Annotated in this window: 25 protein-coding genes; 12 read left to right on the top strand and 13 right to left on the bottom strand. The window is 63.5% G+C overall.

What is annotated here, in order from left to right:
• Positions 1–46: 46 nt before the first annotated feature.
• Positions 47–2,041, bottom strand: a complete 1,995-nt coding sequence (locus tag ABH939_RS16985; protein WP_007732857.1) for an APC family permease — start codon at positions 2,039–2,041, stop codon at positions 47–49.
• Between the two features lie 171 nt (positions 2,042–2,212).
• Here ABH939_RS16985 and ABH939_RS16990 point away from each other — a divergent pair, with 171 nt between their 5' ends.
• The 3 genes from ABH939_RS16990 to ABH939_RS17000 all read left to right on the top strand — a co-directional run bounded on the left by ABH939_RS16990 (position 2,213) and on the right by ABH939_RS17000 (position 3,954).
• A complete protein-coding gene (locus ABH939_RS16990; RefSeq protein WP_003942587.1) occupies positions 2,213–2,878 on the top strand; it encodes a TrkA family potassium uptake protein in 666 nt (221 codons plus the stop codon).
• A gap of 86 nt (positions 2,879–2,964) precedes the next feature.
• On the top strand, positions 2,965–3,627 hold the full coding sequence (locus tag ABH939_RS16995; RefSeq protein WP_003942632.1) for a TrkA family potassium uptake protein: 663 nt from the start codon (positions 2,965–2,967) through the stop codon (positions 3,625–3,627).
• Between the two features lie 33 nt (positions 3,628–3,660).
• Positions 3,661–3,954, top strand: coding sequence for a GNAT family N-acetyltransferase (locus tag ABH939_RS17000; RefSeq protein ID WP_003942641.1), 294 nt, complete (start codon positions 3,661–3,663; stop codon positions 3,952–3,954).
• Here ABH939_RS17000 and ABH939_RS17005 read toward each other — a convergent pair.
• Complete coding sequence (locus ABH939_RS17005; RefSeq protein ID WP_003942611.1) at positions 3,947–4,660, bottom strand: DUF3159 domain-containing protein; 714 nt, start codon at positions 4,658–4,660, stop codon at positions 3,947–3,949. The two genes, ABH939_RS17000 and ABH939_RS17005, sit on opposite strands and share 8 nt — an antisense overlap.
• Before the next feature lie 52 nt (positions 4,661–4,712).
• Positions 4,713–5,087 (bottom strand): OB-fold nucleic acid binding domain-containing protein, encoded by a 375-nt coding sequence (locus ABH939_RS17010; protein WP_003942613.1) that lies wholly within the window; start codon positions 5,085–5,087, stop codon positions 4,713–4,715.
• A 138-nt stretch (positions 5,088–5,225) separates the two neighbouring features.
• Here ABH939_RS17010 and ABH939_RS17015 point away from each other — a divergent pair, with 138 nt between their 5' ends.
• Complete coding sequence (locus ABH939_RS17015) at positions 5,226–5,951, top strand: alpha/beta fold hydrolase (RefSeq protein WP_030536884.1); 726 nt, start codon at positions 5,226–5,228, stop codon at positions 5,949–5,951.
• 11 nt (positions 5,952–5,962) lie between these two features.
• Here the strand turns inward: ABH939_RS17015 and ABH939_RS17020 are convergent, their stop codons facing one another.
• Positions 5,963–6,802: a DUF3710 domain-containing protein gene (locus ABH939_RS17020; protein ID WP_003942585.1), complete on the bottom strand. Its 840-nt coding sequence runs from the start codon at positions 6,800–6,802 to the stop codon at positions 5,963–5,965.
• Between the two features lie 3 nt (positions 6,803–6,805).
• Positions 6,806–7,300: a dUTP diphosphatase gene (gene dut / locus ABH939_RS17025; RefSeq protein ID WP_003942635.1), complete on the bottom strand. Its 495-nt coding sequence runs from the start codon at positions 7,298–7,300 to the stop codon at positions 6,806–6,808.
• A 41-nt stretch (positions 7,301–7,341) separates the two neighbouring features.
• Between dut and ABH939_RS17030 the strand changes: the two genes are divergently transcribed.
• Positions 7,342–7,839, top strand: coding sequence for a DUF3093 domain-containing protein (locus tag ABH939_RS17030; RefSeq protein WP_003942596.1), 498 nt, complete (start codon positions 7,342–7,344; stop codon positions 7,837–7,839).
• 80 nt (positions 7,840–7,919) lie between these two features.
• Here ABH939_RS17030 and ABH939_RS17035 read toward each other — a convergent pair whose 3' ends face one another.
• Positions 7,920–8,222 carry a DUF4193 domain-containing protein gene (locus ABH939_RS17035; protein WP_003942593.1) on the bottom strand — a complete coding sequence of 101 codons (303 nt, stop codon included), beginning with the start codon at positions 8,220–8,222 and terminating at the stop codon, positions 7,920–7,922.
• Positions 8,223–8,755: 533 nt separating this feature from the next.
• On the opposite strand from ABH939_RS17035, the gene cei reads away from it, so the two are divergent.
• Positions 8,756–9,439: an envelope integrity protein Cei gene (gene cei, locus ABH939_RS17040; protein ID WP_003942618.1), complete on the top strand. Its 684-nt coding sequence runs from the start codon at positions 8,756–8,758 to the stop codon at positions 9,437–9,439.
• Positions 9,440–9,445: 6 nt separating this feature from the next.
• Here the strand turns inward: cei and ABH939_RS17045 are convergent, their stop codons facing one another.
• Positions 9,446–10,324: an inositol monophosphatase family protein gene (locus ABH939_RS17045; RefSeq protein WP_054781894.1), complete on the bottom strand. Its 879-nt coding sequence runs from the start codon at positions 10,322–10,324 to the stop codon at positions 9,446–9,448.
• 169 nt (positions 10,325–10,493) lie between these two features.
• Between ABH939_RS17045 and ppgK the strand changes: the two genes are divergently transcribed.
• Positions 10,494–11,261 (top strand): polyphosphate--glucose phosphotransferase, encoded by a 768-nt coding sequence (gene ppgK, locus ABH939_RS17050; protein ID WP_042449945.1) that lies wholly within the window; start codon positions 10,494–10,496, stop codon positions 11,259–11,261.
• Positions 11,262–11,373: 112 nt separating this feature from the next.
• Positions 11,374–12,798: an RNA polymerase sigma factor gene (locus ABH939_RS17055; protein ID WP_370333980.1), complete on the top strand. Its 1,425-nt coding sequence runs from the start codon at positions 11,374–11,376 to the stop codon at positions 12,796–12,798.
• Between the two features lie 69 nt (positions 12,799–12,867).
• Here the strand turns inward: ABH939_RS17055 and ABH939_RS17060 are convergent, their stop codons facing one another.
• The 4 genes from ABH939_RS17060 to ABH939_RS17075 form a co-directional block, all read right to left on the bottom strand.
• Complete coding sequence (locus tag ABH939_RS17060; protein WP_042449914.1) at positions 12,868–13,677, bottom strand: tyrosine-protein phosphatase; 810 nt, start codon at positions 13,675–13,677, stop codon at positions 12,868–12,870.
• A gap of 21 nt (positions 13,678–13,698) precedes the next feature.
• Positions 13,699–14,871: a cation:proton antiporter gene (locus tag ABH939_RS17065; protein ID WP_003942634.1), complete on the bottom strand. Its 1,173-nt coding sequence runs from the start codon at positions 14,869–14,871 to the stop codon at positions 13,699–13,701.
• A gap of 7 nt (positions 14,872–14,878) precedes the next feature.
• A complete protein-coding gene (locus tag ABH939_RS17070) occupies positions 14,879–15,361 on the bottom strand; it encodes a cation:proton antiporter regulatory subunit (protein WP_021344116.1) in 483 nt (160 codons plus the stop codon).
• 86 nt (positions 15,362–15,447) lie between these two features.
• Positions 15,448–15,825 carry a DUF952 domain-containing protein gene (locus ABH939_RS17075; RefSeq protein WP_064112866.1) on the bottom strand — a complete coding sequence of 126 codons (378 nt, stop codon included), beginning with the start codon at positions 15,823–15,825 and terminating at the stop codon, positions 15,448–15,450.
• A gap of 234 nt (positions 15,826–16,059) precedes the next feature.
• Here ABH939_RS17075 and ABH939_RS17080 point away from each other — a divergent pair, with 234 nt between their 5' ends.
• On the top strand, positions 16,060–16,251 hold the full coding sequence (locus ABH939_RS17080; RefSeq protein ID WP_003942643.1) for a hypothetical protein: 192 nt from the start codon (positions 16,060–16,062) through the stop codon (positions 16,249–16,251).
• 133 nt (positions 16,252–16,384) lie between these two features.
• On the opposite strand, the gene ABH939_RS17085 is transcribed toward ABH939_RS17080, so the two are convergent.
• Positions 16,385–18,163 (bottom strand): DEAD/DEAH box helicase, encoded by a 1,779-nt coding sequence (locus ABH939_RS17085; RefSeq protein ID WP_003942642.1) that lies wholly within the window; start codon positions 18,161–18,163, stop codon positions 16,385–16,387.
• Between the two features lie 256 nt (positions 18,164–18,419).
• On the opposite strand from ABH939_RS17085, the gene ABH939_RS17090 reads away from it, so the two are divergent.
• Complete coding sequence (locus tag ABH939_RS17090) at positions 18,420–19,682, top strand: YihY/virulence factor BrkB family protein (RefSeq protein ID WP_030536891.1); 1,263 nt, start codon at positions 18,420–18,422, stop codon at positions 19,680–19,682.
• Here ABH939_RS17090 and ABH939_RS17095 read toward each other — a convergent pair.
• Positions 19,655–19,891, bottom strand: a complete 237-nt coding sequence (locus tag ABH939_RS17095) for a DUF3039 domain-containing protein (protein WP_003942602.1) — start codon at positions 19,889–19,891, stop codon at positions 19,655–19,657. The two genes, ABH939_RS17090 and ABH939_RS17095, sit on opposite strands and share 28 nt — an antisense overlap.
• A gap of 83 nt (positions 19,892–19,974) precedes the next feature.
• Here ABH939_RS17095 and ABH939_RS17100 point away from each other — a divergent pair, with 83 nt between their 5' ends.
• Positions 19,975–20,334, top strand: a complete 360-nt coding sequence (locus ABH939_RS17100) for a DUF3099 domain-containing protein (RefSeq protein WP_003942638.1) — start codon at positions 19,975–19,977, stop codon at positions 20,332–20,334.
• 26 nt (positions 20,335–20,360) lie between these two features.
• On the top strand, positions 20,361–21,860 hold the full coding sequence (locus ABH939_RS17105; RefSeq protein ID WP_404649861.1) for a methyltransferase: 1,500 nt from the start codon (positions 20,361–20,363) through the stop codon (positions 21,858–21,860).
• Positions 21,861–21,974: the final 114 nt, after the last annotated feature.

Here is a 21,974-nt window from a genome sequence, read left to right on the forward strand (position 1 = left end):
AACTACGCCTGCCATTTCGATGTTGCCGATCATTTTTCGCCGGTGATCATTTCTCGCCGGTGTCGTAACCGCGACGCGTGGCACCTGCGGTCTTCTCGATGTCGAGCGGCTTCGCCTTTGCCGACGAACTCAGCTGCCACGGAACGCTGGTCACCATCACGCCGGGCTGGAAAAGCAGACGACTCTTCAGACGAAGCGCGCTCTGATTGTGCAGGATCTGCTCCCACCAGTGTCCGACGACGTACTCGGGAATGAAGACGGTGACGACGTCACGCGGAGCATCGCGTCGTACACGCTTGACGTAATCGAGAACCGGCTTGGTGATTTCGCGGTACGGCGACTCGATCACCTTGAGCGGAACCGTCACGTCGCTCTTCTCCCACTCACGCACGAGTGCACGGGTGTCCGGCTCGTCGACGTTGACCGTGATGGCTTCGAGGGTGTCCGGTCGCGTGGCTCGCGCGTAGGCGAGAGCTCGCATCGTCGGCATGTGCAACTTCGAGACGAGCACGATCGAGTGCGTGCGGCTGGGCAGTACGCCGTCCCACTCCTGCTCCTCGAGCTCGGCTGCGACGCTGTCGTAGTGCTTGCGGATCATCTTCATCACGATGAAGATCGCGACCATCGCGACGATGGCGATCCATGCGCCGGCAGCGAACTTGGTGATCAGAACGATGATCAAGACGGTGGCGGTCATTGCCAGACCGATCGAATTGATCACTCGCGAGCGCTGCATACGGGCCCGTTGCGCCTTGTCGGTCTCGGACTTCAGATGCCGAGTCCAGTGCTTGATCATGCCCGTCTGGCTGAGCACGAACGAGACGAAGACGCCGACGATGTACAACTGGATGAGCTTGGTGACCTCGGCGCCGAACACCACGACGAATGCGATGGCAGCACCGGAGAGGAAGAGGATTCCGTTGCTGAATGCCAGTCGGTCGCCGCGCGTGTGCAGCTGACGCGGTAGGTACCGATCCTGCGCCAGGATCGATCCGAGTACCGGAAATCCGTTGAACGCGGTGTTCGCGGCCAGAACCAGGATCAGTGCCGTGACGATCGCCATGAAGAAGAAACCGATCGGGAAACCACTGAACACGGCTTCGGCGATCTGCGCGATCAAGGTCTTCTGATGGTAGCCCTCCGGCGCTCCGACCAGCTGTTCCTGCGGATTGTGTGCGTAGACGATGCCGATCTTCTGAGCCAGGATGATGATGCCCATCAGCAGGACGATGGCGATCGACCCGAGCAGCAGCAAGGTCGTGGCAGCGTTGCGCGACTTCGGCTTCTGGAACGCCGGTACGCCGTTGCTGATGGCCTCGACGCCGGTCAGTGCGGCACAGCCCGAGGAGAATGCGCGGGCGATCAGGAACGCGAAGGCAATTCCGTACAGATGCGAATCCTCGGCGTTGAGCGTGAACGACGACGATTCCGCGTGCACATCCTCACCGAGGACGTAGATCCGGAAGAATCCCCACCCGAGCATCAGGAACATGCCGACGATGAATGCGTAGGTCGGAATTGCGAACGCGGTCCCCGATTCACGGATACCGCGAAGGTTGACCGCGGTCAGCAACACGATCGCCGCAACCGCGAACAACACCTTGTGCTGCGCGACGAACGGCAGAGCCGAGCCGATGTTCGACGCCGCCGACGAGATCGACACGGCGACCGTCAGCACGTAGTCGACCATCAGCGCACTACCGACGGTCAGACCGGCGGTCGGGCCGAGGTTGACCGTCGCGACCTCGTAGTCGCCGCCACCGGAGGGGTATGCGTGGACGTTCTGGCGGTAGCTCGCCACCACCACAGCCATGACGATGGCGACGGACAATCCGATCCAGGGTGTGTACGCATACGCGGAAATACCCGCGACGGAGAGAACCAGGAAGATTTCTTCGGGGGCATACGCGACGGACGACATCGCGTCGGACGCGAAGACCGGTAGTGCAATTCGCTTGGGTAGCAGCGTGTGCCCGAGTTTGTCGCTTCGGAACGGCCGACCGAGCAGGAGCCGCTTGGTAGCGGTCGAGAGCTTAGACACGTGCAAAGCGTAAGCCGTCTCGCCCGATTCGGAGTCATCAGAGCCCCAACTTCACCTTTTGTCGTGACAACCGGCACGCGAGCGACCGTTGTACTTGCTCTTCCCGTGAGGGGCTGTACCGTTCGATTCGGCGTGCAATCGCGCCATGAGGGTCCATGAACGGAGTAGGGCGTGTATGTCGTCATCATGGGGTGCGGTCGAGTGGGTTCTTCCCTCGCCGCGTCTCTGACCAGGATCGGACATGAGGTCGCCGTCATCGACCGCGATCAGAGTGCGTTTCTGCGTCTCGATCTCGACTTCCCGGGAACCAAGGTTCTGGGAATGGGGTTCGACCGTGACGTGCTGGTCCGGGCGGGAATCGAGCGGGCCGACGCCTTTGCCGCGGTGTCCTCGGGAGACAATTCCAACATCATCGCAGCGCGAGTCGCACGCGAGACTTTCGGCGTCGAACGCGTCGTCGCACGTATTTACGACGCCAAGCGTGCCGCCGTTTACGAGCGACTCGGCATTCCCACGGTCGCCACCGTGCCGTGGTCGACGGATCGTTTCCTGCACACGTTGACCAAGGAAAGTCAGACTGCGAAGTGGCGCGATCCTTCGGGCACTGTCGCCATCACCGAACTTGCCCTGCACGAGGATTGGGCGGGCAAGCCGATCGCGCTCCTCGAAGGCGCGACCAGTTCGAGAGTCGCCTTCATCATCCGCTTCGGGACCGGCATTCTCCCCGACCGCAAGACTGTCATCCAGGCCGACGATCAGGTCTACATCGCCGCCGTGTCGGGAACCGTCGCCGAAGCTGTCGCACTGGCCGGCAACCCGCCGCCGAGCGACGACTGAGGGAGGCCGCAGATGACTGATCCGTACGCCGCCCCCCACAACAAGACTGCGACTGTGTTGCACTACAACGTGATTGGAAGTTCTCGATGAAGGTCGCCATCGCCGGAGCCGGCGCCGTAGGCCGTTCCATTGCGCGAGAGCTGATTCGAAGCTCACATGACGTCATGCTGATCGAACGCAAACTCGATCACATCGAACCGGAGTCGGTGCCCGAGGCGAAGTGGGTGCACGCGGACGCCTGCGAACTCAGCAGACTCGAGGACGCGTCGATGGAGTCGTACGAGGTCGTGATTGCCGCGACCGGAGACGACAAGGCAAACCTGGTCCTCAGTCTGCTCGCGAAAACCGAGTTCGGTGTTCGCCGAGTTGTCGCCCGCGTCAACGATCCCCGCAACGAGTGGCTCTTCGACGAGTCCTGGGGCGTGGACGTCGCCGTCTCGACACCGCGGATGCTCGCTTCGCTCGTCGAAGAGGCCGTCTCGGTCGGTGACCTGGTCAAACTGATGACACTGCGGCAGGGACAGGCCAACCTCGTCGAGATCACGTTGCCCGACAACACACCTCTTGCCGGAAAAGCCGTCAAGAAACTCGAACTTCCGCGAGACTGCGCACTGGTCACCATCCTGCGTGGCGGACGCGTGATCGTCCCGCAGATGGACGATCCCATCGAAGGCGGGGACGAACTGCTCTTCGTTGCGGCCGTCGACGCCGAGGATCAGTTGCGCGTTGCACTCCGCCTGGAGAATTGACCGACGAACACACTGACGACGAAAGGGAATCACATGGCACAAGCGCCCGAAAACACCGTAGTCACCGACAATCCGGCCCAGAGCCGGTACGAGATCCATGCCGACGGCGACCTCGCTGGGATCGAGGACTACACCACCTCCGGTGACGTCGTCTCGTTCAACCACACCGAGATCTACCCCGCCTTCGAAGGTTTCGGATTGGCCGGGGTTCTCGTCCGCCAGGCTCTGGACGACCTACGAGCACGCGGCCTCAAGGTTCACCCGGTGTGCCCGTACGTCGTGAAGTTCCTCGACAAGCACCCCGAGTACCAGGACCTGATCAGCTGAGATCTCGGTCTTCGCGCGGCTTCGTCAGATTCACCGAGCCCACCTCTTCGGACCCTGCGTCCGTGGCGGTGGGCTCGCTGCTTTCGGGCTCCACAACCGGTTCAGGCTCGACGATGCGATCGGCCTTACGCACAGCCCAGACCGTCACGAGCAGCACCAAACCGGTCAACGGCCAACCCATGCCGATACGCGCGACTGCGAGCCATCCGGTGTGGTCGGTGTCGTAGAGCTGTGACTGAACGAGATACCGCGCACCGAAGACCAACGCCCACGCTGCCGTCGCGACGTCGTAGAGCCGGACGGCGGAGCTGTGCTTGCGCCAGAGATTGCCGTGCCCGTTGAGATAGCCCCAGATGATTCCGACGAGGGGCCAGCGTACGAGGATCGAAATCAGGAAGACCGCACCGTAGGCGAGGCTCGTGTAGATACCGAAGAGGAAATATCCTTTGGCGTCGCCGGTGCGGTAGGCGATGAATGCGGAAACTCCGACTCCGAGAAAACCGGAAATAGCGGGTTGGAGGGAATCCTTGCGGAAGAGGCGCCAGGCCGCGATAGCGACAGCGACGCCCAATGCGGCCCAGATTGCCGCGGTGAGATTCCAGATGCTGTTGACCGGGACAAAAATCAGAATCGGCAAAGACGAATAGATCAGACCACTCAGCCCGCCGAGTTGGTCGATTACCGATCGCTGTTGTGTTTCAGTCACCTGTCGAGGGTGCCACAGTCACCGAGTTGCACGGTAAATGCGGGAAACGCGCCTATTCGCCGCGCAGTTCGTAGTAAGGGTTGAAGATCGCCTTGCGACCGTCACGCTCGCCCACACGACCGCGGATCAGCAGGGTCTTACCGGTCTCGATTCCCGGGATCCGGCGACGCCCGATCCAGACGAGATTGATCACCTCGGTGCCATCGAAGAACTCGGCCTCGATACTGGCATTTCCCGACTTGGGACACGCGTCGACGCTGCGGAGTCGGCCCACCATCGTGACTTCTTCACCGCGACGACAATCGCATGCCTTCTGACCTCCGGAAGCCTTGTTGGACTCGGCCATCTCCTGGGCGTCCAACTGGTCGACGTCCTCGGTCAGACGCTGGGTCAGTCGACGAAAATATCCTGCGGCGGCGGGTGCCATTGCGCGCTCCTGCGAACATGTGTGACGCAAGGGTTTCGCGTCACGTGAAGGGCTGTGTGATCGCCACTGTAGACCCATTACGAGCGTGTAACCACACCGGTCAGTCCGCGTCTCGGGGGCACCGGGCAAGATCAAGAGATGCAGAACTCGGAATTGGCGACCGTTGCCGTCGTTCTCCCAGGTACAGGCTCTGACGCCCACTTCGCGGACCGCGCATTCCGGGCGCCGCTGGAGGCTCTGGGTGTGCGCATCGTCGCAATTGAACCGGACCCTCGGCGTGTCGTGGACGGCTATCTGGACGCGATGGACAGAGCCGCGGACACGCACGGCCGAATCATCGTCGGAGGGGTCTCGATCGGAGCGGCCGTTGCACTCCAGTGGGCCGCCGACAATCCCGATCGAACCGTGAGTGTGTTGGCAGCGCTTCCGGCCTGGACGGGCTCGGCCGACGACGCCCCCGCAGCAGCGAGCGCGCGGTTCACCGCCGGGCAACTGCGCTCCGAAGGCTTGGAGTCGGTGATCGCTGCGATGCTCGCGTCGAGTCCGGCGTGGCTCGGAGCCGAACTCGAGCGCTCCTGGCGCTCTCAGTGGCCCGATCTCCCGGCTGCGCTCGACGAGGCGGCGTCGTACCACTCACTCGGCGAGAGCGCGCTACGGGCGGTGGGCGTTCCGGTCGGCATTGCGTCGGCGGTGGACGATCCGGTTCATCCCGCGTCAGTGGCGCAGGCCTGGGCGGCTTCACTCCCCCGCGGCGCAGTCGCCACGACGACGCTCGACATGATCGGGCGCGACCCCGCGGTTCTCGGGTCCACCTGCATCAAAGCGCTCGCGGCGATCGAATCCGATACCACCGCGAGCGCCTGAAGAAAATTCTGTTACTGACCCAATTGCTGCATGGCAGAACCGGATTCGCCGCTACGAGGCGGCGGGGTCGGCCGTGCTGGAGGTGCCGGCGGAGCGGGCGGTGCTGACTGCTGTTGCTGCTGGGCGGCGACCTGTTGCTGCTGCGCTGCCGCCAACTGCTGCTCGTGTGCGGCCGCCAACTGCTCGGCGAGCACCTGCGGGAGCACCACGGGCAGCGGTGTCCGCACCGGATGCGGCTCTGATCCTCGGTTGACGACGGTGTCACGCAAGATGTCCCGTGCGATTGCCACCAGAGGAGCGTTCGCGGCGGTGGATCCACTCGGACCCGCGACCACGCAGCGCACCATCCACCGGGGACCGTCGACGCCGATGAACCGCAGGTCCATGTTGGCCGTCACAGCAGCCAGTTCACGGCCCCACGGGCCGTTCTCGACGCTCACCGCGGAATTGTCGTCGCGAAGCGACTGCGCGAGCTCGGCAACGACCTCACGCCACTGACCGGGCGATTTCGGGGCGGCGTAGGCAGCAACCGTGATGCGGCCGTGCTCGGTGACCAGGTGCACGGCCTGCGGCGAACCGTTGGGCGCCATCTCGACCTGCAACTGCCCGCCGGTCGGCATCGGCACCAGAACGGAACCGAGATCAAGACGCTGACCGTCACGGCCTGCCGTCGGATCGTCGGAATCGATCTCCGAGATGTCGTAAGGGCCTTCCGATTCGTCACCGAACTCGTCGCCGGTGACTTCGAGATCGTCTTCGACCTCGTCGATCTCCACCGACTCGTCGTTCTCGTCACCGAAGAAGCTGGTGGTTTCCTCGTCGACATCTGTCTTCTTCTTGCGTCCGAACATGATTCAGACTCCCTCTCCGACTACCGCGCCAGGCGCATCGGTATCGAGTATCGCGTGCCCGCCGCTGGAACCGTAGCCTCCGGTTCCTCTGGTCGTGTCGTCCAGCGATTCGACTTCCTCGAAAACCGGAAGTTCGACTCGTTGAACCACGAGCTGAGCGATTCGGTCACCGCGGCGGATGTCGATGGCTGTGGCCGGATCGAGATTGATCAAGCAGACCTTGAGTTCGCCCCGGTATCCCGCGTCCACGGTTCCGGGCGCATTCACGATCGACAGTCCCGATTTGGCGGCGAGTCCGGAACGCGGATGGATCAACCCGACGGTGCCCACCGGCAAAGCGATCGCGATCCCCGTTCCGACCAGTGTTCGGTGTCCGGGTTCGATGGTGACGTCGCTGGTGGAGCACAGATCCACACCCGCATCTCCGGGATGCGCACGCTGTGGAACGGGCAGGTCTGGATCCAGTCGCTTCAAGGCGATGGAGAGATGGTCGCTCACGTGGGCCAAGACTACTCGTAGCGACGGACTATCCTTGACAGGTGCCCGAAACATCTCGACCTGACGTCGCCACCACAACGCCCCCGTCCACGACGCTGTACTCCGAGCGCCTGTGGGTGCCGATCTGGTGGTGGATCGCCGGGTTGGCCGTAGCCGGACTCCTCGCGGCCGAGGTCCACATGGGCCGCCCGGGGCTTCTCTCGTACCTGGCGTACGTCGTACTACTCCCGATCCCGATCTGGGCGGCATTCTGGCTCAGCCGGATGCGCGTCGAGGTGGTGGAGACAGCAGGGGTGAAGGAACTGCACGTGGGTAGAGCCCACCTGCCGGTCGAATTGATTTCACGGGCGGCAGCAGTGCCGGCTTCCGCGAAGAGTGCTGCGATGGGGCGCCAACTCGATCCGTCGGCGTTCGTCCAGCATCGCCCATGGGTCAAGACAATGGTGTTGATCGTGCTCGACGACCCGGAGGATCCCACGCCGTACTGGTTGGTGAGCACACGTCGTCCCGCTGATCTGCTGGCTGCGCTGGATCTCTGACCAGCGCGGTCACAGCAAAGCAGTACTTCCCGACCCTTGGTCGACCCTCGCGCTGACGGGTCGACCACCGGGAAGGGAGATCAGGCAGCGCAGTCCATGCATACGAGCTGTCCGTTGGCATCACTGGCCAGGCGGCTGCGGTGATGAACCAGGAAGCAGCTCGAACACGTGAACTCGTCTGCCTGCTTCGGAACAACTCGAACCGAGAGTTCCTCGCCGGAAAGGTCGGCACCCGGCAGCTCGAAGGACTCCGCGGTGTCCGTCTCGTCGATGTCGACGACGGCTGACTGCGCTTCGTTGCGTCGCGCCTTCAGCTCCTCGAGCGAGTCCTCCGAAACCTCGTCGGACTCTGTACGCCTCGGTGCGTCGTAGTCAGTTGCCATCTCGTCTACCCCATCCTCTTCGTGTATCCCGGTCCCGTGTGCGCCGAGAATCCGGTAGATCCTTGATGCGCATGGAAACCGCCGTGGCATCCAGATCATTCCCTGTCGCTGCATAACGCTGCAGGACTGGAATTAGTGCCCGGAAGTTCCTTCCGAGAACGTGATCTGCGCCTCATTTGGTTGTCATTTCGGCGTCCGGCCGATGCCCAGTTGAACGACCTGGGCCGCCAGACAGTAGCCGACGTGAGCACGAAAGTAGTAACCGAATCGGAAATTTCCGAAAAATGACTGCGAATTGTCACCAAGGCAAGAGCAAGCTGTGACCTTTCCACGATGTTTTCGGGCCGAATCCGGGTAGAAACAGGCCGGTAATCGGCCAACTGCCGTTTCGCAATCGACAAGGACTCGACGCGTCGAGCCTCGCTTCGGCTGTCTCGTCACATAGGCCCTCTAAGGTAGGCACCGAACGTCATGCCGGCGCCGCTCGGCCCGATGGCGAAGTAGAAGTTTCGTCAAGAAAGTCGAGGGATACCGTGGTTTCTCTGATCACCGAAGGCAGCTCTACCGATGACCAGGGACGTCCGTTCCGCCGTCGGCGCGCGTGGCCGGTGATCGCCGTGTTCGCGGTACTCGCATTGATCGGCAGTGTCTTGTGGGTCCGCATCCTGAGCGCCGAGGCGGAAGTCAGTGACACCGTCGCCTGCAACCTGCCGCAACCTTCGTCCGATCCTTCGGCAGCGGCGCCACTACCGCTGGGAACCGTCGTCGACCGCTCGAAGCTGCTCGACGTGGATCCCGCTCCCCTCGCCGCCACCAAGGTTCGTGTGTTCAACGCCAACGGTGAACACGGTCAGGCGGCCCAGGTGGCAGCGCAACTGAGCGAGTTCGGCTTCTCCAGCGCGCCGGACGTCCAGGTCGGAAACGACCCCGTCTACGTCGACCAGAACATGGAGTGCCAGGGTCAGATCCGATTCGGAGCGAACGGCCTCGCCGCCGCCAGTTCCGTCTGGCTGGTCGCCCCCTGCGCCGAACTGGTCCAGGACGGCCGCGGCGACGACACCGTCGACCTGGCTCTCGGCACCTACAACAAGGGCGCCCTGACCCCCAACACCGACGCCACCGCGATCCTGCATGCTCTGGCCGAGCAGCCCGCAAACGCCGAAGTCGCTCCGATGGACATCGCACTGCTCAAAGCAGCGCGCACGGCGCGATGCTGACAGGCCTCAGCTCGGAATCGGCTGATCTGCGCCGATCGAACTGAGCATGTGCGCGAACTGCTCGGCGATCGCCGGAGCGACTGCGTAAACGACATCGCCGTCGGCCGACGTGGAATTGGGCGCCGGGACGTTGATGACGGCGCCCGCTTCGGAAGCGATCAAGGAGCCGGCTGCCCAGTCCCACGGACTCAGTCCGTGTTCGAAGTGAGCGTCGACCCGGCCGGTGGCAACCATGCACAGATCCAACGCAGCCGAACCGATGCGTCGGATGTCGCGGACCTGCGGCAGGATCTGCCCGATCAACGTGCCCTGCACCTTCCGGCGATCCGCTCCGTAACCGAAGCCGGTGGCCAACAGCGCCATTGACAGCTCGGTCACCTCATTGGCTTGCAGGTCGCTGACGACGCCGTCGGCCGTGGTCATGGTTGCACCGCCGCCCCGATGCGCGGCGTACGTGGTTTCCAACGACACGTCGACGACAGCCCCGGCTACCGAGAACCCGTCGATCTGTACGGCCACCGAGATGGCGAACGCGGGGATTCCGTAGAGAAAATTCACCGTGCCGTCGATGGGATCGACAACCCATCGAACTCCCGCGGAATCGTCGGTGTCTCCGCCACCTTCCTCACCCAGGATCGAATCTGCAGGGCGCAATTGCGCCAGAAGGTCGCGAATCACTTGTTCGGTTTCGGTATCGACCACCGTGACGGGATCGGTGGGCGTGCTCTTCGCCGCAACCGAACCACCCTCGGCGGCACCGGAACCCACCAGGCCGAATACCTCGGGCCGACGCAAGCGGACGTGTTCGGCTGCGCGTTCGGCGACGGCTACGGCTACTTCCCGCAACTGTGCGGGGTCCAGAGAATCGGCGGAAAAGTCGGGCAACGTTCTTTCTGAAGGGCGCACCGGACCATCGCAACACATCTCTACCGAGGGGCACCACTCGAACGTCTGGAGGCGGGCGGTTCGAGAGGACGCGCCCGGGTCCTTGTTCGGGTTAGTGTTTGCAACGGTAGATCGTGACCTCGAATTCGACACTCAGGAGCGCAGGACGATGACAACCACAGGTTTCGGGATCGACGTCGGCGGTAGCGGCGTCAAGGGCGGCACGATCGACCTGAGCACCGGGGAAATGATCGGTGACCGCATCAAGATCCTGACCCCGCAGCCGTCCACACCCGATGCGATCGCGGGCACTGTCGCCGAGATCGTCGAGCAGGCCAAGTGGACCGGTCCGGTCGGCATCACCTTGCCCGCTGTCGTGACCGGCGGCGTCGCGCGAAGCGCCGCGAACATCGACAAGTCCTGGATCGACACCGACGCCGCCGCCCTGTTCGGCAAGGCGCTGGGCGGGCGCGAGGTCACCGTCCTCAACGACGCCGACGCTGCCGGAATCGCCGAGGACTCGTTCGGAGCGGGCAAAGACACCTCCGGCGTCGTGATCTTGTTGACCTTCGGCACCGGAATCGGATCTGCCGTGCTGCACAACGGAGTTCTGTTGCCCAACACCGAGTTCGGCCACCTCGAGGTCGACGGCAAGGAAGCCGAGCACCGGGCGGCGTCGTCGGTGAAGGAGAAGAAGGACTGGAGCTACAAGGAGTGGGCGGTCGAGGTCTCGCGAGTTCTGACCACCTTCGAGAACCTGCTCTGGCCAGATCTCTTCATCGCCGGAGGCGGTATCAGCCGCAAGCACGAGAAGTGGATTCCGCATCTGACCAACCGCACCAAGGTCGTCCCCGCCACCCTTCTCAACACCGCCGGAATTGCCGGAGCTGCGCTCGCATCGGTCGGACTGACCAGGCCGGCCTCCGTCGCCGGATGAGAATACCCGCACGTGAAAAGCGGAAAATCTACCTGTTACGGCCCGCCGTGACGTAAGAGTTTCCTGAGAGTCGTTACAATGGTGAAGTCCGGCTGCGCGCCGGCCAACAACCATTGACCTCTCCGCCGGATCACCACTCTGGCGTGACGCCGCACGACACCGTCACGAAAGGGCGTACGTGGCAGCCACCGATACACGTCAGACTGCTGATTCTCCATCAGAGTCAGAGCCACAATCTCCAGCCGTGGAGGCGGCCACCGTCACCGCTCCGGCAGCCAAGAAGGCTCCGGCGAAAAAGGCCCCCGCCAAGAAGGCAGCAGCAAAGAAGGCTCCGGCCAAGAAAGCTCCGGCCAAGAAGGCAGCAGCTAAGAAGGCCAGCCCCAAGAAGGCCGGCGATCCTGACGCCGAAGACGGCGATGTCGAGTTGGAAGACATCGACATCACGGACGGCGACCTTGCCGAGGTCGAGTCCGATGTCGTCGAGGTCGTAGCAGTCGGCGAAGACGAAGAGACCGCTGCAGAGCCGTCCGAGAAGGACAAGGCTTCCGGCGACTTCGTCTGGGACGAGGAAGAGTCCGAGGCTCTCCGTCAGGCACGCAAGGATGCCGAACTGACGGCGTCCGCCGACTCGGTTCGCGCCTACCTCAAGCAGATCGGCAAGGTCGCACTCCTCAACGCCGAAGAGGAAGTCGAACTGGCCAAGCGCATCGAGGCCGGCCTCTACGCCGTGCAGATCATGCAGGACCTCGCTGACAAGGGCGAGAAGTTGCCTGCGGCTCAGCGACGCGACATGAGCTGGATCTGCCGCGACGGCAACCGCGCCAAGAACCACCTCCTCGAGGCCAACCTCCGCCTGGTCGTCTCGCTGGCCAAGCGCTACACGGGCCGCGGCATGGCGTTCCTGGACCTCATCCAGGAAGGCAACCTCGGTCTGATCCGTGCAGTCGAGAAGTTCGACTACACCAAGGGTTACAAGTTCTCGACCTACGCCACGTGGTGGATCCGTCAGGCCATCACCCGCGCAATGGCCGACCAGGCTCGCACCATCCGTATCCCGGTGCACATGGTCGAGGTCATCAACAAGCTCGGCCGTATCCAGCGTGAGCTGCTCCAGGACCTGGGCCGTGAGCCCACGCCGGAAGAGCTCGCCAAGGAAATGGACATCACGCCGGAGAAGGTGCTGGAAATCCAGCAGTACGCGCGTGAGCCGATCTCTCTCGACCAGACCATCGGCGACGAGGGCGACAGCCAGCTCGGTGACTTCATCGAGGACTCCGAAGCTGTTGTCGCAGTCGATGCCGTCTCGTTCACCTTGCTGCAGGATCAGCTGCAGTCGGTACTCGAGACGCTGTCCGAGCGCGAAGCCGGCGTGGTTCGCCTCCGCTTCGGTCTCACCGACGGTCAGCCGAGGACTTTAGACGAAATCGGACAGGTCTACGGCGTCACGCGTGAGCGTATCCGCCAGATCGAATCGAAGACGATGTCGAAGCTGCGCCACCCGTCGCGTTCGCAGGTTCTGCGCGACTACCTCGACTAGTCACACCAGCTATGCGCACAAGAGCCGCTCTCCGGATCGCCGGAGAGCGACTCTTGTGCGTTTGCCGCCTCAGACCAAGAGTGTGTCCCGGAGTTGTGCGACATCGTCCTCGCTCAACTGAAGGCCGTCCCGGACGTAGTTGTCGAAGTTGCCGTACACCCGATCCACCGTGGCGAAAGACGTGTCCAGCCAAGACTGTTCGACGCCGTCGATGAACGCGCTCCCCGTGCGGGGTCCGGTGAGGTACTGATTGCTGAGCATGTAATCGGCGTTCACGTCGGTGCGACTCACGCCGAGGACGGTCAGGAGAACTGCGGTCATCCAACCGGTACGGTCCTTGCCCGCCGAGCAGTGGTAGAGGACTGCACCGTCGGTGTTCGCGACGTTCACCAGCGCGTCGTGGAATGCGCGGCTCGCCCCCGGATCGGTCACCATCAACGCGTACATCGTCGGCATGTCCACCAGCGCCGGGAGGTTGGCGGGGTTGGTTCCGATGACGTCGAACCAGTTGCTTCGCGCCCCGTTCGGAAGGCGATCCTGCGAGAGCGTTCGTTCGACGACCGTACGGAAGTCGTCGACCGATTCCACTCCGCGTTCGCTCAACGACGCGAGATCCGACGGTGTCAGCTTGTCGAGGGCATTCGAGCGAAATACCTTCCCCCACCGAACGGTCTGCCCGTCCGCGGCGTCGTAGCCACCGATGTCACGCGCGTTCGACGCACCCTCGAGGTGCAGCGATCGATCCGCGGCAACCTGCGCAGCTGTGGGTCCGGCGTGGTCGAGAGCGGGAATTCCACCGGCGAGCGCCGGGACCGGTGCACACGAGATGATCAGCGCACACAGAGCGGTCGCGGCGGGACGGGCGATTCTGTTCGACATCCGGACAGAATAGGACCGCAATCAGGACTTCGTACGAACCTTGATGTACAACGAGGCGACCGGTTCGATAACTCTTGCCGCCACCGGGCCGATGACCGCCATCAGGAGCACGTAAGCAGTTGCCAATGCGGCAAGTTCGGCGTCGACGGCGCCTGCGGACACCGCGAGGCCGGCGATGATGATGGAGAACTCACCGCGGGCGATCAGAGCGGCACCGGCGCGCGCCTGACCCATTCGCGCGACACCCTGACGTCTGGCCGCCCAGGCGCCGGTTACCAGCTTCGTGATCGCCGTGACCACTGCCAGGATCGCGGCCCATCCGAGGACTGGCGGAATGGAACTGGGATCGGTGTTGAGACCGAAGACCACGAAGAACATTGCGGCGAACAGATCTCGAAGGGGCTCGAGCACGCGACTGGCATTGTGCGCCGTCGACCCCGAGATCGCGATTCCGAGGAGGAATGCGCCCACAGCCGCCGACACCTGCATCGCCGAACTGATGCCGGCGACCAACAGTGCGGCACCGAGCAGCTTGAGCAGGAGCGTCTCACTGTCGGGACTGTCGAGGAGGGCAGAGACGTACCGTCCGTATCGGAGGGCCACGACAAGAACCACGGTGATGACCAACAACGAGATCCCGACCGCTTCGAGCCCGCCCATGAAGCTCACGCCCGCGAGCATCGCGGTCAGAATCGGCAGGTACAGCGCCATCGCCAGGTCTTCGAACACCAGAATCGAAAGCACGACCGGTGTCTCGCGGTTACCGAGGCGCCCCAGGTCGCTGAGCACCTTGGCGATGATTCCCGAAGACGAGATGTAGGTGACGCCGGCCATGACCGTCGCCCCCACGACGCCCCAACCGAGCATCAAGCCGACAACCGCGCCAGGGGTGGCGTTGAGGACGATGTCGACGATGCCGGCTACCCGCGAGCGTTTGAGACCGGTGACGAGCTCGGCCGCAGTGTATTCGAGCCCCAACAGCAGCAAGAGCAGGACGATCCCGATCTCACTTGCCAGATGGGAGAACTCGCCGATGTCGCCGAGCTGGATGAAACCGCCCTGTCCGAAGCACAGGCCGCCGATCAGGTAGAACGGGATCGGCGACATGCCGACGCGAGCAGCGAGCCGTCCGAGCAGTCCGAGCGCGAAGAAGACCGCGCCGAGTTCGATCAGTGCGAGGGTGGTTGTGTCCACGCGCCAGTCAGCCGTTGGCCAAGATTTTTGCCGCTGCAGCCAAACCGTCCGGCGTTCCGACTGCCACGAGAAGGTCTCCCCCGGTGAACGTGAAGTCGGGGTTCGGAGACGGGCTCACCTGTCCTGCGCGCATGACGGCGACGATGGACACTCCGGTGCGCGTGCGCATGCCGGTGTCCCCGAGGGTCTGTCCGTCGTAGCGAGAACCGTCCTTGATGTAGAGCTGTTTGGTTCGAATGCCCGGAAGGTCACGGTGCTCTTCCTCGAGCTGAGCAACGAGCTGTGGGGCACCCAGGAGATTGCTGAGCGCTGCCGCTTCCTCGGTGGTCAGAGGCAGCGAGGCAGCACACGCGTCAGGGTCGTCTGCCTTGGAAACGATGAGGTCGGTATGACCGTCCCGATGGGTGACGACACCCACGCGACGACCGGAAGACAGAACAAAATCCTTGCGCGTCCCGATCCCCGGTAGTGGGGTGACTTCTACGTTCATACACCAACGGTAGCGCCGATCGGTGACCTGCATCGCGGGAGGGCCGTTATCCGCGGGGAGCACTTCGCGGCGAGCGAACCGGCGACCTACCGAACCGGCGAAAACACGCCGTTCTCGCCCGGAAAATACTCGACGACAGCGGTGACGGCTGCGACGGGAATCGGGGCGTACAGATGCGGGAATCGCATCGATTCCGGGTCCGAGGGGACACCCGGTTCGTACTTGACCTGACCGACGAGCAAGGCCGGATCGATAGCCAGAAGGACTATGTCGTCACGGCCGGCAAAGATCCGATTGGCCGGGAGATGAACTTGCGCCGGAGTCGACATGTGGACAAATCCCTCCGCCTCGAATCCGTCGGGGATACGTTCACCGAGCTGTTGTGCCCGCGCCCACTCCTCGCGCGTGCACATGTGGAGCAACTCGACGCTCTCGTCGACAAGTGGTTCGCGTCCCGGGTTCATCCGCCCAGAATATCGGGCTGAGGTCGGCGATCCGAATCAGCTGTCAGCGAACAATCTTCACCCGAGAATGCCTGCCCAGCGCATTTCCAGTGAGACACAACACTAAGAAACGCCTTCGGGAACAACCCGTAAACCCCAAACGTCTGTAAGAGTGGATCTACCGCGCCATTCCGACGCGGCGGACCAGGCCCCAGGCACGCGGCCCGAATGCCGCAAAGCCAGTACGGAGGAGTCATGCCCGGAACACTGACCAGCCCACAGTTGACCGCTGCCGACCGGTGCGACCGGTGCGGTGCCGGAGCACGCGTACGCGCCGTGCTTCCCACCGGCGGCGAGCTTCTCTTCTGCGGACACCACGCAACCGAACACGCGGATCGACTTCGCGAGATGAATGCCGTCGTCTCCGAAAGCGAACCCGCAATCTGACCTGTCAGCCGGGGGTGGCCTCTTCACGAGGCGCGCCATGAACGCCAGAACGGGCGATCACAGTCACTGTGATCGCCCGTTCTGCCGTTCCGGGGCCGCAAGCACGCGAAGCGTGCGGGACCGGTATCGGCTGCTACCAGCTGCGGAGAATCGCGATGCGTTCGGTCAGCTGATCGACAGTAGCGATGGCCGTCGGCGGACCGCCGCACACCCGGCGCAGTTCCGCGTGAATGATGCCGTGCGGCTTACCAGTGCGGTGAACGTTCATCGCCACCAACCCGTTGAGCTCCTTGCGGAGCGCACCGAGCTGATCTGCCGTGGCCGCTCGATCGGATACCACTGCCGCCGTGGGTTGCGGGGCGGCGGCCTTGGCCGAGTTGGCCTCGACCTGCGTCTGCTGGCGTTGACGCAGCAATGCCCGCATCTGATCGGCGTCGAGTAGGCCTGGCAGACCGAGGTAGTCGGCTTCCTCGTCACTTCCGGCGAATGTCGCGGTACCGAAGGATGATCCGTCGTAGATCACCTGGTCGAGTTCGGCATCGGCGCCCAGGGACGTGAACGCCTTCTCCTCCTCGCCCAGCTCGTCCTTCTGCTTGTTCGCATCGGCGAGCAGGTCGTCTTCGAGGCCGTCCTTCTCACGATGCGGCTTGCCGAGTACGTGATCACGCTGGGCCTCGAGCTGTGCGGCAAGGTCGAGAAGCACCGGCACCGACGGCAGGAAGACGCTGGCAGTTTCGCCCTTACGACGCGAGCGCACGAAGCGCCCGATCGCCTGAGCGAAGTACAGCGGAGTCGACGCGCTGGTCGCGTACACACCGACCGCCAGACGGGGAACGTCGACACCCTCGGACACCATGCGGACCGCGACCATCCATTTCTGGTCGCTCGCACCGAATTCGGCGATTCGCTTGGACGCGGTGGGGTCATCGGACAGCACGACGGCCGGCTGTTCGCCGGTGATCGCTGTCAGGGCCTTCGCGTACTCGCGGGCCACTGTCTGGTCCGTCGCGATGACAAGTCCGCCGGCATCGGGCATACCGGTACTGCGCAGCTGCGCCAAACGGGTGTCTGCTGCTTGCAGCACGGCAGGAATCCAGTCGCCGGCAGGGTCCAAGGCCGTACGCCAGGCCCGAGTCGTCTGCTCGGCGCTCAGCGGCTCGCCGAGTCGAGCGGTGAATTCCTCGCCGGCGTTGTTTCGCCACCGTGCCTCGCCCGAGTAGGCGAGAAACACGACGGGGCGAACCACGCCGTCCTTGAGGGCATCCGAATATCCGTAGGAGTGGTCGGCTTTCGAGCGGAGCAGACCTTCCTTGTCCGGCTCGTACTCGACAAAAGGAATGGCACTGTCGTCACTGCGGAACGGGGTTCCGGTCAGTGCGAGACGCCTGGTCGCGTCGCCGAAAGCTTCACGAATGGCGTCGCCCCAGCTCTTGGCGTCGCCGCCGTGGTGGATCTCGTCGAGGATGACCAGCGTCTTGCGGCCCTCGGTCCGCACACGATGCTTCGACGGGTGCGAGGCAACCTGGGCGTAGGTCAGCACGACGCCGTGATAGTCACTCGAGGTCTGGCCGGTCGAGTTGGAGAACCGCGAGTCCAATGCGAGGCCGGAGCGCTGAGCGGACTCCGCCCACTGGTGCTTGAGGTGCTCGGTCGGCGCCACGACGGTTATCTGGTCGACCGTCCGGTCACGGAGCAATTCCGAAGCTACCCGCAGAGCGAAGGTGGTCTTACCTGCTCCCGGCGTTGCGACCGCCAGAAAGTCACGCGGACTGCTGGAAAGGTATTTGGTCAGTGCACGGCGCTGCCATGCACGAAGGGAACCGGTAGGGGCGCCAGGTTGGGTTCCCGCGGATTGAGCTCCGGCGGGTTCGGGCGACTTGCCGAACTCGGCTGCCACGGTCTCAGACGTCATAGGCCGCGCCTCCACTGGAATCGCACTGTTGTCTCGCGCTCCTCGAATTTTCATCAATGTCCGGCGACGAGCCTAGCCGCCGCCACCGACGAAAGCCGCACTCGAAGCGCGTACTCATGGCCGTTCTCACTCCGGCCGGCGAGGTTTCGCTTCTCTCGCATCCTGCCGACCTGCACGCGAATTGTCTCAGAAATGTGCGACACGTCGGCGCCATGGTTGGGCAACCGGGTGTGTCGTCAGGGATGCTGGAGACATCATGAGTGAAGCGCGAGGCGAGAAGTCGAGCGGAAGTGATCTGCACCACCGCAGATGGCATCCGCTACGCCGCACCGGGCAGTTGATCGGTCGAACCCTGAGCAAGGCCTGGGACGATTCCATCTTCGGAAAGGCGGCTACGGCCGCGTTCTGGCAAACGCTGTCGCTTGCTCCCCTGCTGCTCGGCCTTCTGGGAATGATCGGCTACATCGGTGGGTGGTTCGGACCCAACACCGTCGAGATCATCGAATCCAAGATCGTCACGTTCAGCGGAACGATCTTCAGCGAAAGCGTCGTCGACCAGATCATCCGCCCGACGGTGACGGACGTCCTTCAGCGCGGACGCCCGGAGATCATCTCCGTGGGCTTCCTGCTGTCCCTGTGGGCGGGATCATCGGCGATCAGTACGTTCGTCGACTCGATCGTGGAAGCACACGGGCAGCAGGATGCCCGCAATCCCATCTGGCAGCGCATCTTCGCCCTGCTGCTCTACGTGATGTTCCTGGTGATGGCGGTGTTCATCCTGCCGCTGGTAGCTCTGGGGCCGACGCTCGTCGGGCGAGCACTGCCGGCCTCCTGGTACGTGGTCGGATCGAATCTGGTCGACACGTTCTACTACCCCGCTGTCGGTCTGCTGGTGATCATCGGCCTCACGACGCTCTACAAGGTCGCTCTGCCGAAGTCGCTGCCGTGGCATCGGCTGCTCGCGGGCGCCCTGGTCGCCGGTGTGTTCTTCATGGCCGCCAGCACCGGATTGCGCTGGTACCTGGGATTCGTCACCAGCACCGGCTACACGTACGGCGCACTGGCAACGCCGATCGCGTTTCTGCTCTTCACGTTCTTCCTCGGTTTTGCCGTCGTGCTCGGCGCCGAGTTCAACGCGACGGTTCAGGAGTTCTGGCCGGCTCGTGCCACTCGGATGGAGCAGATGCGAGAGTGGCTTGCGGCTCAGAACACCGACGAAAAGACCGGTCCGGTCACCAACCTGACCTGGCACCTGGCCACCAGCCCGATCCGCATCTCGGGCGACAAAGCGGACCCGGCCACGGTCCCCTCGTACGGGCGGCCCCGCAGCAGACAAACCGAGAGCAGACAATCGGAGTCGCGCCAGAACTCGTGCGTCGACCAAGATCCCTGCGATGAACCGCACGCAGACGCGAAGAGCCCGGCGGCCGACTGCGTCGAGGCTGTCGATCCGCCGAGCTCCGGAAGTACTCCCGCTCGCCTGACCCGAGGTCAGTCGCCCTTACGGAGTCCTTCGTAAATCTTCTTGCAGTCCGGGCACACCGGTGATCCCGGCTTGGCGGACTTCGTCACGGGAAACACCTCACCGCACAGCGCGACGACATGGGTTCCCATGACGGCGCTCTCGGCGATCTTGTTCTTCTTCACGTAGTGGAAGAACTTCGGGGTGTCGTCGTCGGTCGTTTCGTCGGTGGAGACGTCGGGACGTTCCTTGGTTTGAGTGCTCACCCCTCCAATAATGCCGTCTCCGTCACAGCGGTGCGACCCACGGGTCGTGTGCAATTGTCGGCCGAGAGTGGAACAGTGGAGTCATGGCACGAAATGGCGCGTTCGGCAGGTCCGACGAGGCCGGGACTCCCGACAATCCCGTACTGATCACCGAAGCGCAGCAGTCCGTCGAAGAACAGCACAAAGCCCGAGTGCGCAAGTACATGATCATCATGTCCTTCCGGTTCCCGGCGTTGATCCTCGCGGCGATCGCGTACGGCATCTGGGCCAACGCCTGGATCTCGATGCTCATCATCGGTGCATCCATTCCGCTTCCCTGGATCGCCGTCCTGATCGCCAACGACCGACCACCGCGCACCAAGGACGAACCGAGTCGATACGACGGACGAAAGAAGACCGCAGGCGAGATCGAATCCGCGACGCACCACACCATCGAAGGCTGACAAGTTCCGCCTGCGAGAATGACAGGGTGAGAAGCGAAACGCTCCTGTCCATCACCCCTGCGCTGCGTGAGGCTCTGCTTCGCAATCGATTCGACACCGGAACCGTGCTCGAGGCGTTGGGTCCCGAAGTTCACGCTGCTCTCGGTCGAAGTGAGCCGGTGCCCGTGCGCCGCGCCACCCGAGAACTCGGGGACCTGGGCGTTCTCATCAGACTGTTCCTTCTCGCCGATGACTGCCCGGCGGGCGACGTCGCCGCGGCGCTGGCTCCGCTGACAATCGCGCAGTGCGTCGACGCCGGTCTGCTCGAAGGTGAGAACTTCGACAGTGAGAATCCGCTCGTGCGGGCCGCGGTGGATCTTCGCCCCATCGACGTCGGCGACGGCGATCGTTGGGTGATCTCGGATCTCGACGGCGGAATCCGTCCCAAGAAGGCCACGGCCGATCATGTGCTGGGCGTCGGGCATGCGTCACTGTCCTTGCTGCAGGCCACGCCCACCGCGAGGGTCGGCAGCGTACTCGACCTCGGTACGGGATGCGGCATCCAAGCCCTGCACGCGAACACGTACGCCGATTCGGTCACCGCAACCGACATCAATCAACGTGCTGTCGACCTCACGGCAGCAACCATGGCCCTCAACGGACTGGACGTCGAACTCCTTCAAGGGTCCTGGTTCGAACCCGTCGAGGGTCGAACCTTCGACCAGGTGGTCGCCAATCCGCCGTTTGTCGTCGGCGAGGCACGCGTCCATCACACGTACCGCGATTCCGGCCTCGATCTCGACGGTGCGAGCGAATTGATGATCTCGCAATCGATCGACTACCTGAACCCCGGCGGCACGGCAGCTCTGTTGGCGTCCTGGGTGCACGTCGAAGGGCAGGACTGGCGGTCGCGGATCGCGTCGTGGCTGCCGGCCCACGGCGTCGATGCCTGGGTGGTCCAGCGCGATGTCGCGGATCCGGCTCTGTACGTCGGCACGTGGCTCAAGGACGGTGGGCAGGATCCTCGAGATCCGGAAACGGCATCGAGAGCAAACGCCTGGCTGGATCACCTCGAAGAAGCCGATGTCGAGGGCGTCGGCTTCGGTTTCGTGTTTCTTCGCCGCACCGACTCCCCCACCGACCTGATGGCCGAGGACCTCATGCACGGCTTCTCGGACCCGCTCGGGGCCGAGGCGCTCGCTTACTTCGACCGTCTTGCCTGGTTGCGTGAACACGACGTCCTCGAGGAACGCTTCGTCCTCGATCCGGACACGGCTCTCGAACGCGTCTACCTCCCCGGTGACGAGGGATGGCAACAAGTAGTCACGCGTGTGCACCGCGGCAACGGACCGCACTGGCAGCACGAGATCGACGAGCTCGGTGCTGCGCTGTTGGCCGGACTCCGAGCGGATGGACTGGTGGTCGACGAATTGATCGAACTTCTTGCCGCGGCGAACGGCGAAGACCCGGACCAGCTACGTGAGGCCGTCGTCACAATGATGGTCTCGCTGGTTCGGCACGGGTTGGTGCTTCCCGTCACGAACTGAGTTCCCGGTGAGTTGCAGATTTTTGTGTTCTCAGCAACTTCTCAGGACGACTGGGAAATAACTGCAGGTCACGGCGATTTAGCGGAAATCGGCACGGGAACTTTCCCGGAACTC

The organism is Rhodococcus sp. 27YEA6, from assembly GCF_044908235.1.
Lineage (GTDB): Bacteria > Actinomycetota > Actinomycetes > Mycobacteriales > Mycobacteriaceae > Rhodococcus_F > Rhodococcus_F qingshengii.

Coding starts and splice junctions, on each gene's coding strand:
- ABH939_RS16995 (WP_003942632.1), top strand. CDS start 2,965: ATGAAGGTCGCCATCGCCGGAGCCGGCGCCGTAGGCCGTTCCATTGCG.
- ABH939_RS17000 (WP_003942641.1), top strand. CDS start 3,661: ATGGCACAAGCGCCCGAAAACACCGTAGTCACCGACAATCCGGCCCAG.
- ABH939_RS17010 (WP_003942613.1), bottom strand. CDS start 5,087: ATGGCACCCGCCGCCGCAGGATATTTTCGTCGACTGACCCAGCGTCTG.
- ABH939_RS17015 (WP_030536884.1), top strand. CDS start 5,226: ATGCAGAACTCGGAATTGGCGACCGTTGCCGTCGTTCTCCCAGGTACA.
- ABH939_RS17020 (WP_003942585.1), bottom strand. CDS start 6,802: ATGTTCGGACGCAAGAAGAAGACAGATGTCGACGAGGAAACCACCAGC.
- ABH939_RS17035 (WP_003942593.1), bottom strand. CDS start 8,222: ATGGCAACTGACTACGACGCACCGAGGCGTACAGAGTCCGACGAGGTT.
- ppgK (WP_042449945.1), top strand. CDS start 10,494: ATGACAACCACAGGTTTCGGGATCGACGTCGGCGGTAGCGGCGTCAAG.
- ABH939_RS17060 (WP_042449914.1), bottom strand. CDS start 13,677: ATGTCGAACAGAATCGCCCGTCCCGCCGCGACCGCTCTGTGTGCGCTG.
- ABH939_RS17070 (WP_021344116.1), bottom strand. CDS start 15,361: ATGAACGTAGAAGTCACCCCACTACCGGGGATCGGGACGCGCAAGGAT.
- ABH939_RS17075 (WP_064112866.1), bottom strand. CDS start 15,825: ATGAACCCGGGACGCGAACCACTTGTCGACGAGAGCGTCGAGTTGCTC.
- ABH939_RS17080 (WP_003942643.1), top strand. CDS start 16,060: ATGCCCGGAACACTGACCAGCCCACAGTTGACCGCTGCCGACCGGTGC.
- ABH939_RS17085 (WP_003942642.1), bottom strand. CDS start 18,163: ATGACGTCTGAGACCGTGGCAGCCGAGTTCGGCAAGTCGCCCGAACCC.
- ABH939_RS17090 (WP_030536891.1), top strand. CDS start 18,420: ATGAGTGAAGCGCGAGGCGAGAAGTCGAGCGGAAGTGATCTGCACCAC.
- ABH939_RS17100 (WP_003942638.1), top strand. CDS start 19,975: ATGGCACGAAATGGCGCGTTCGGCAGGTCCGACGAGGCCGGGACTCCC.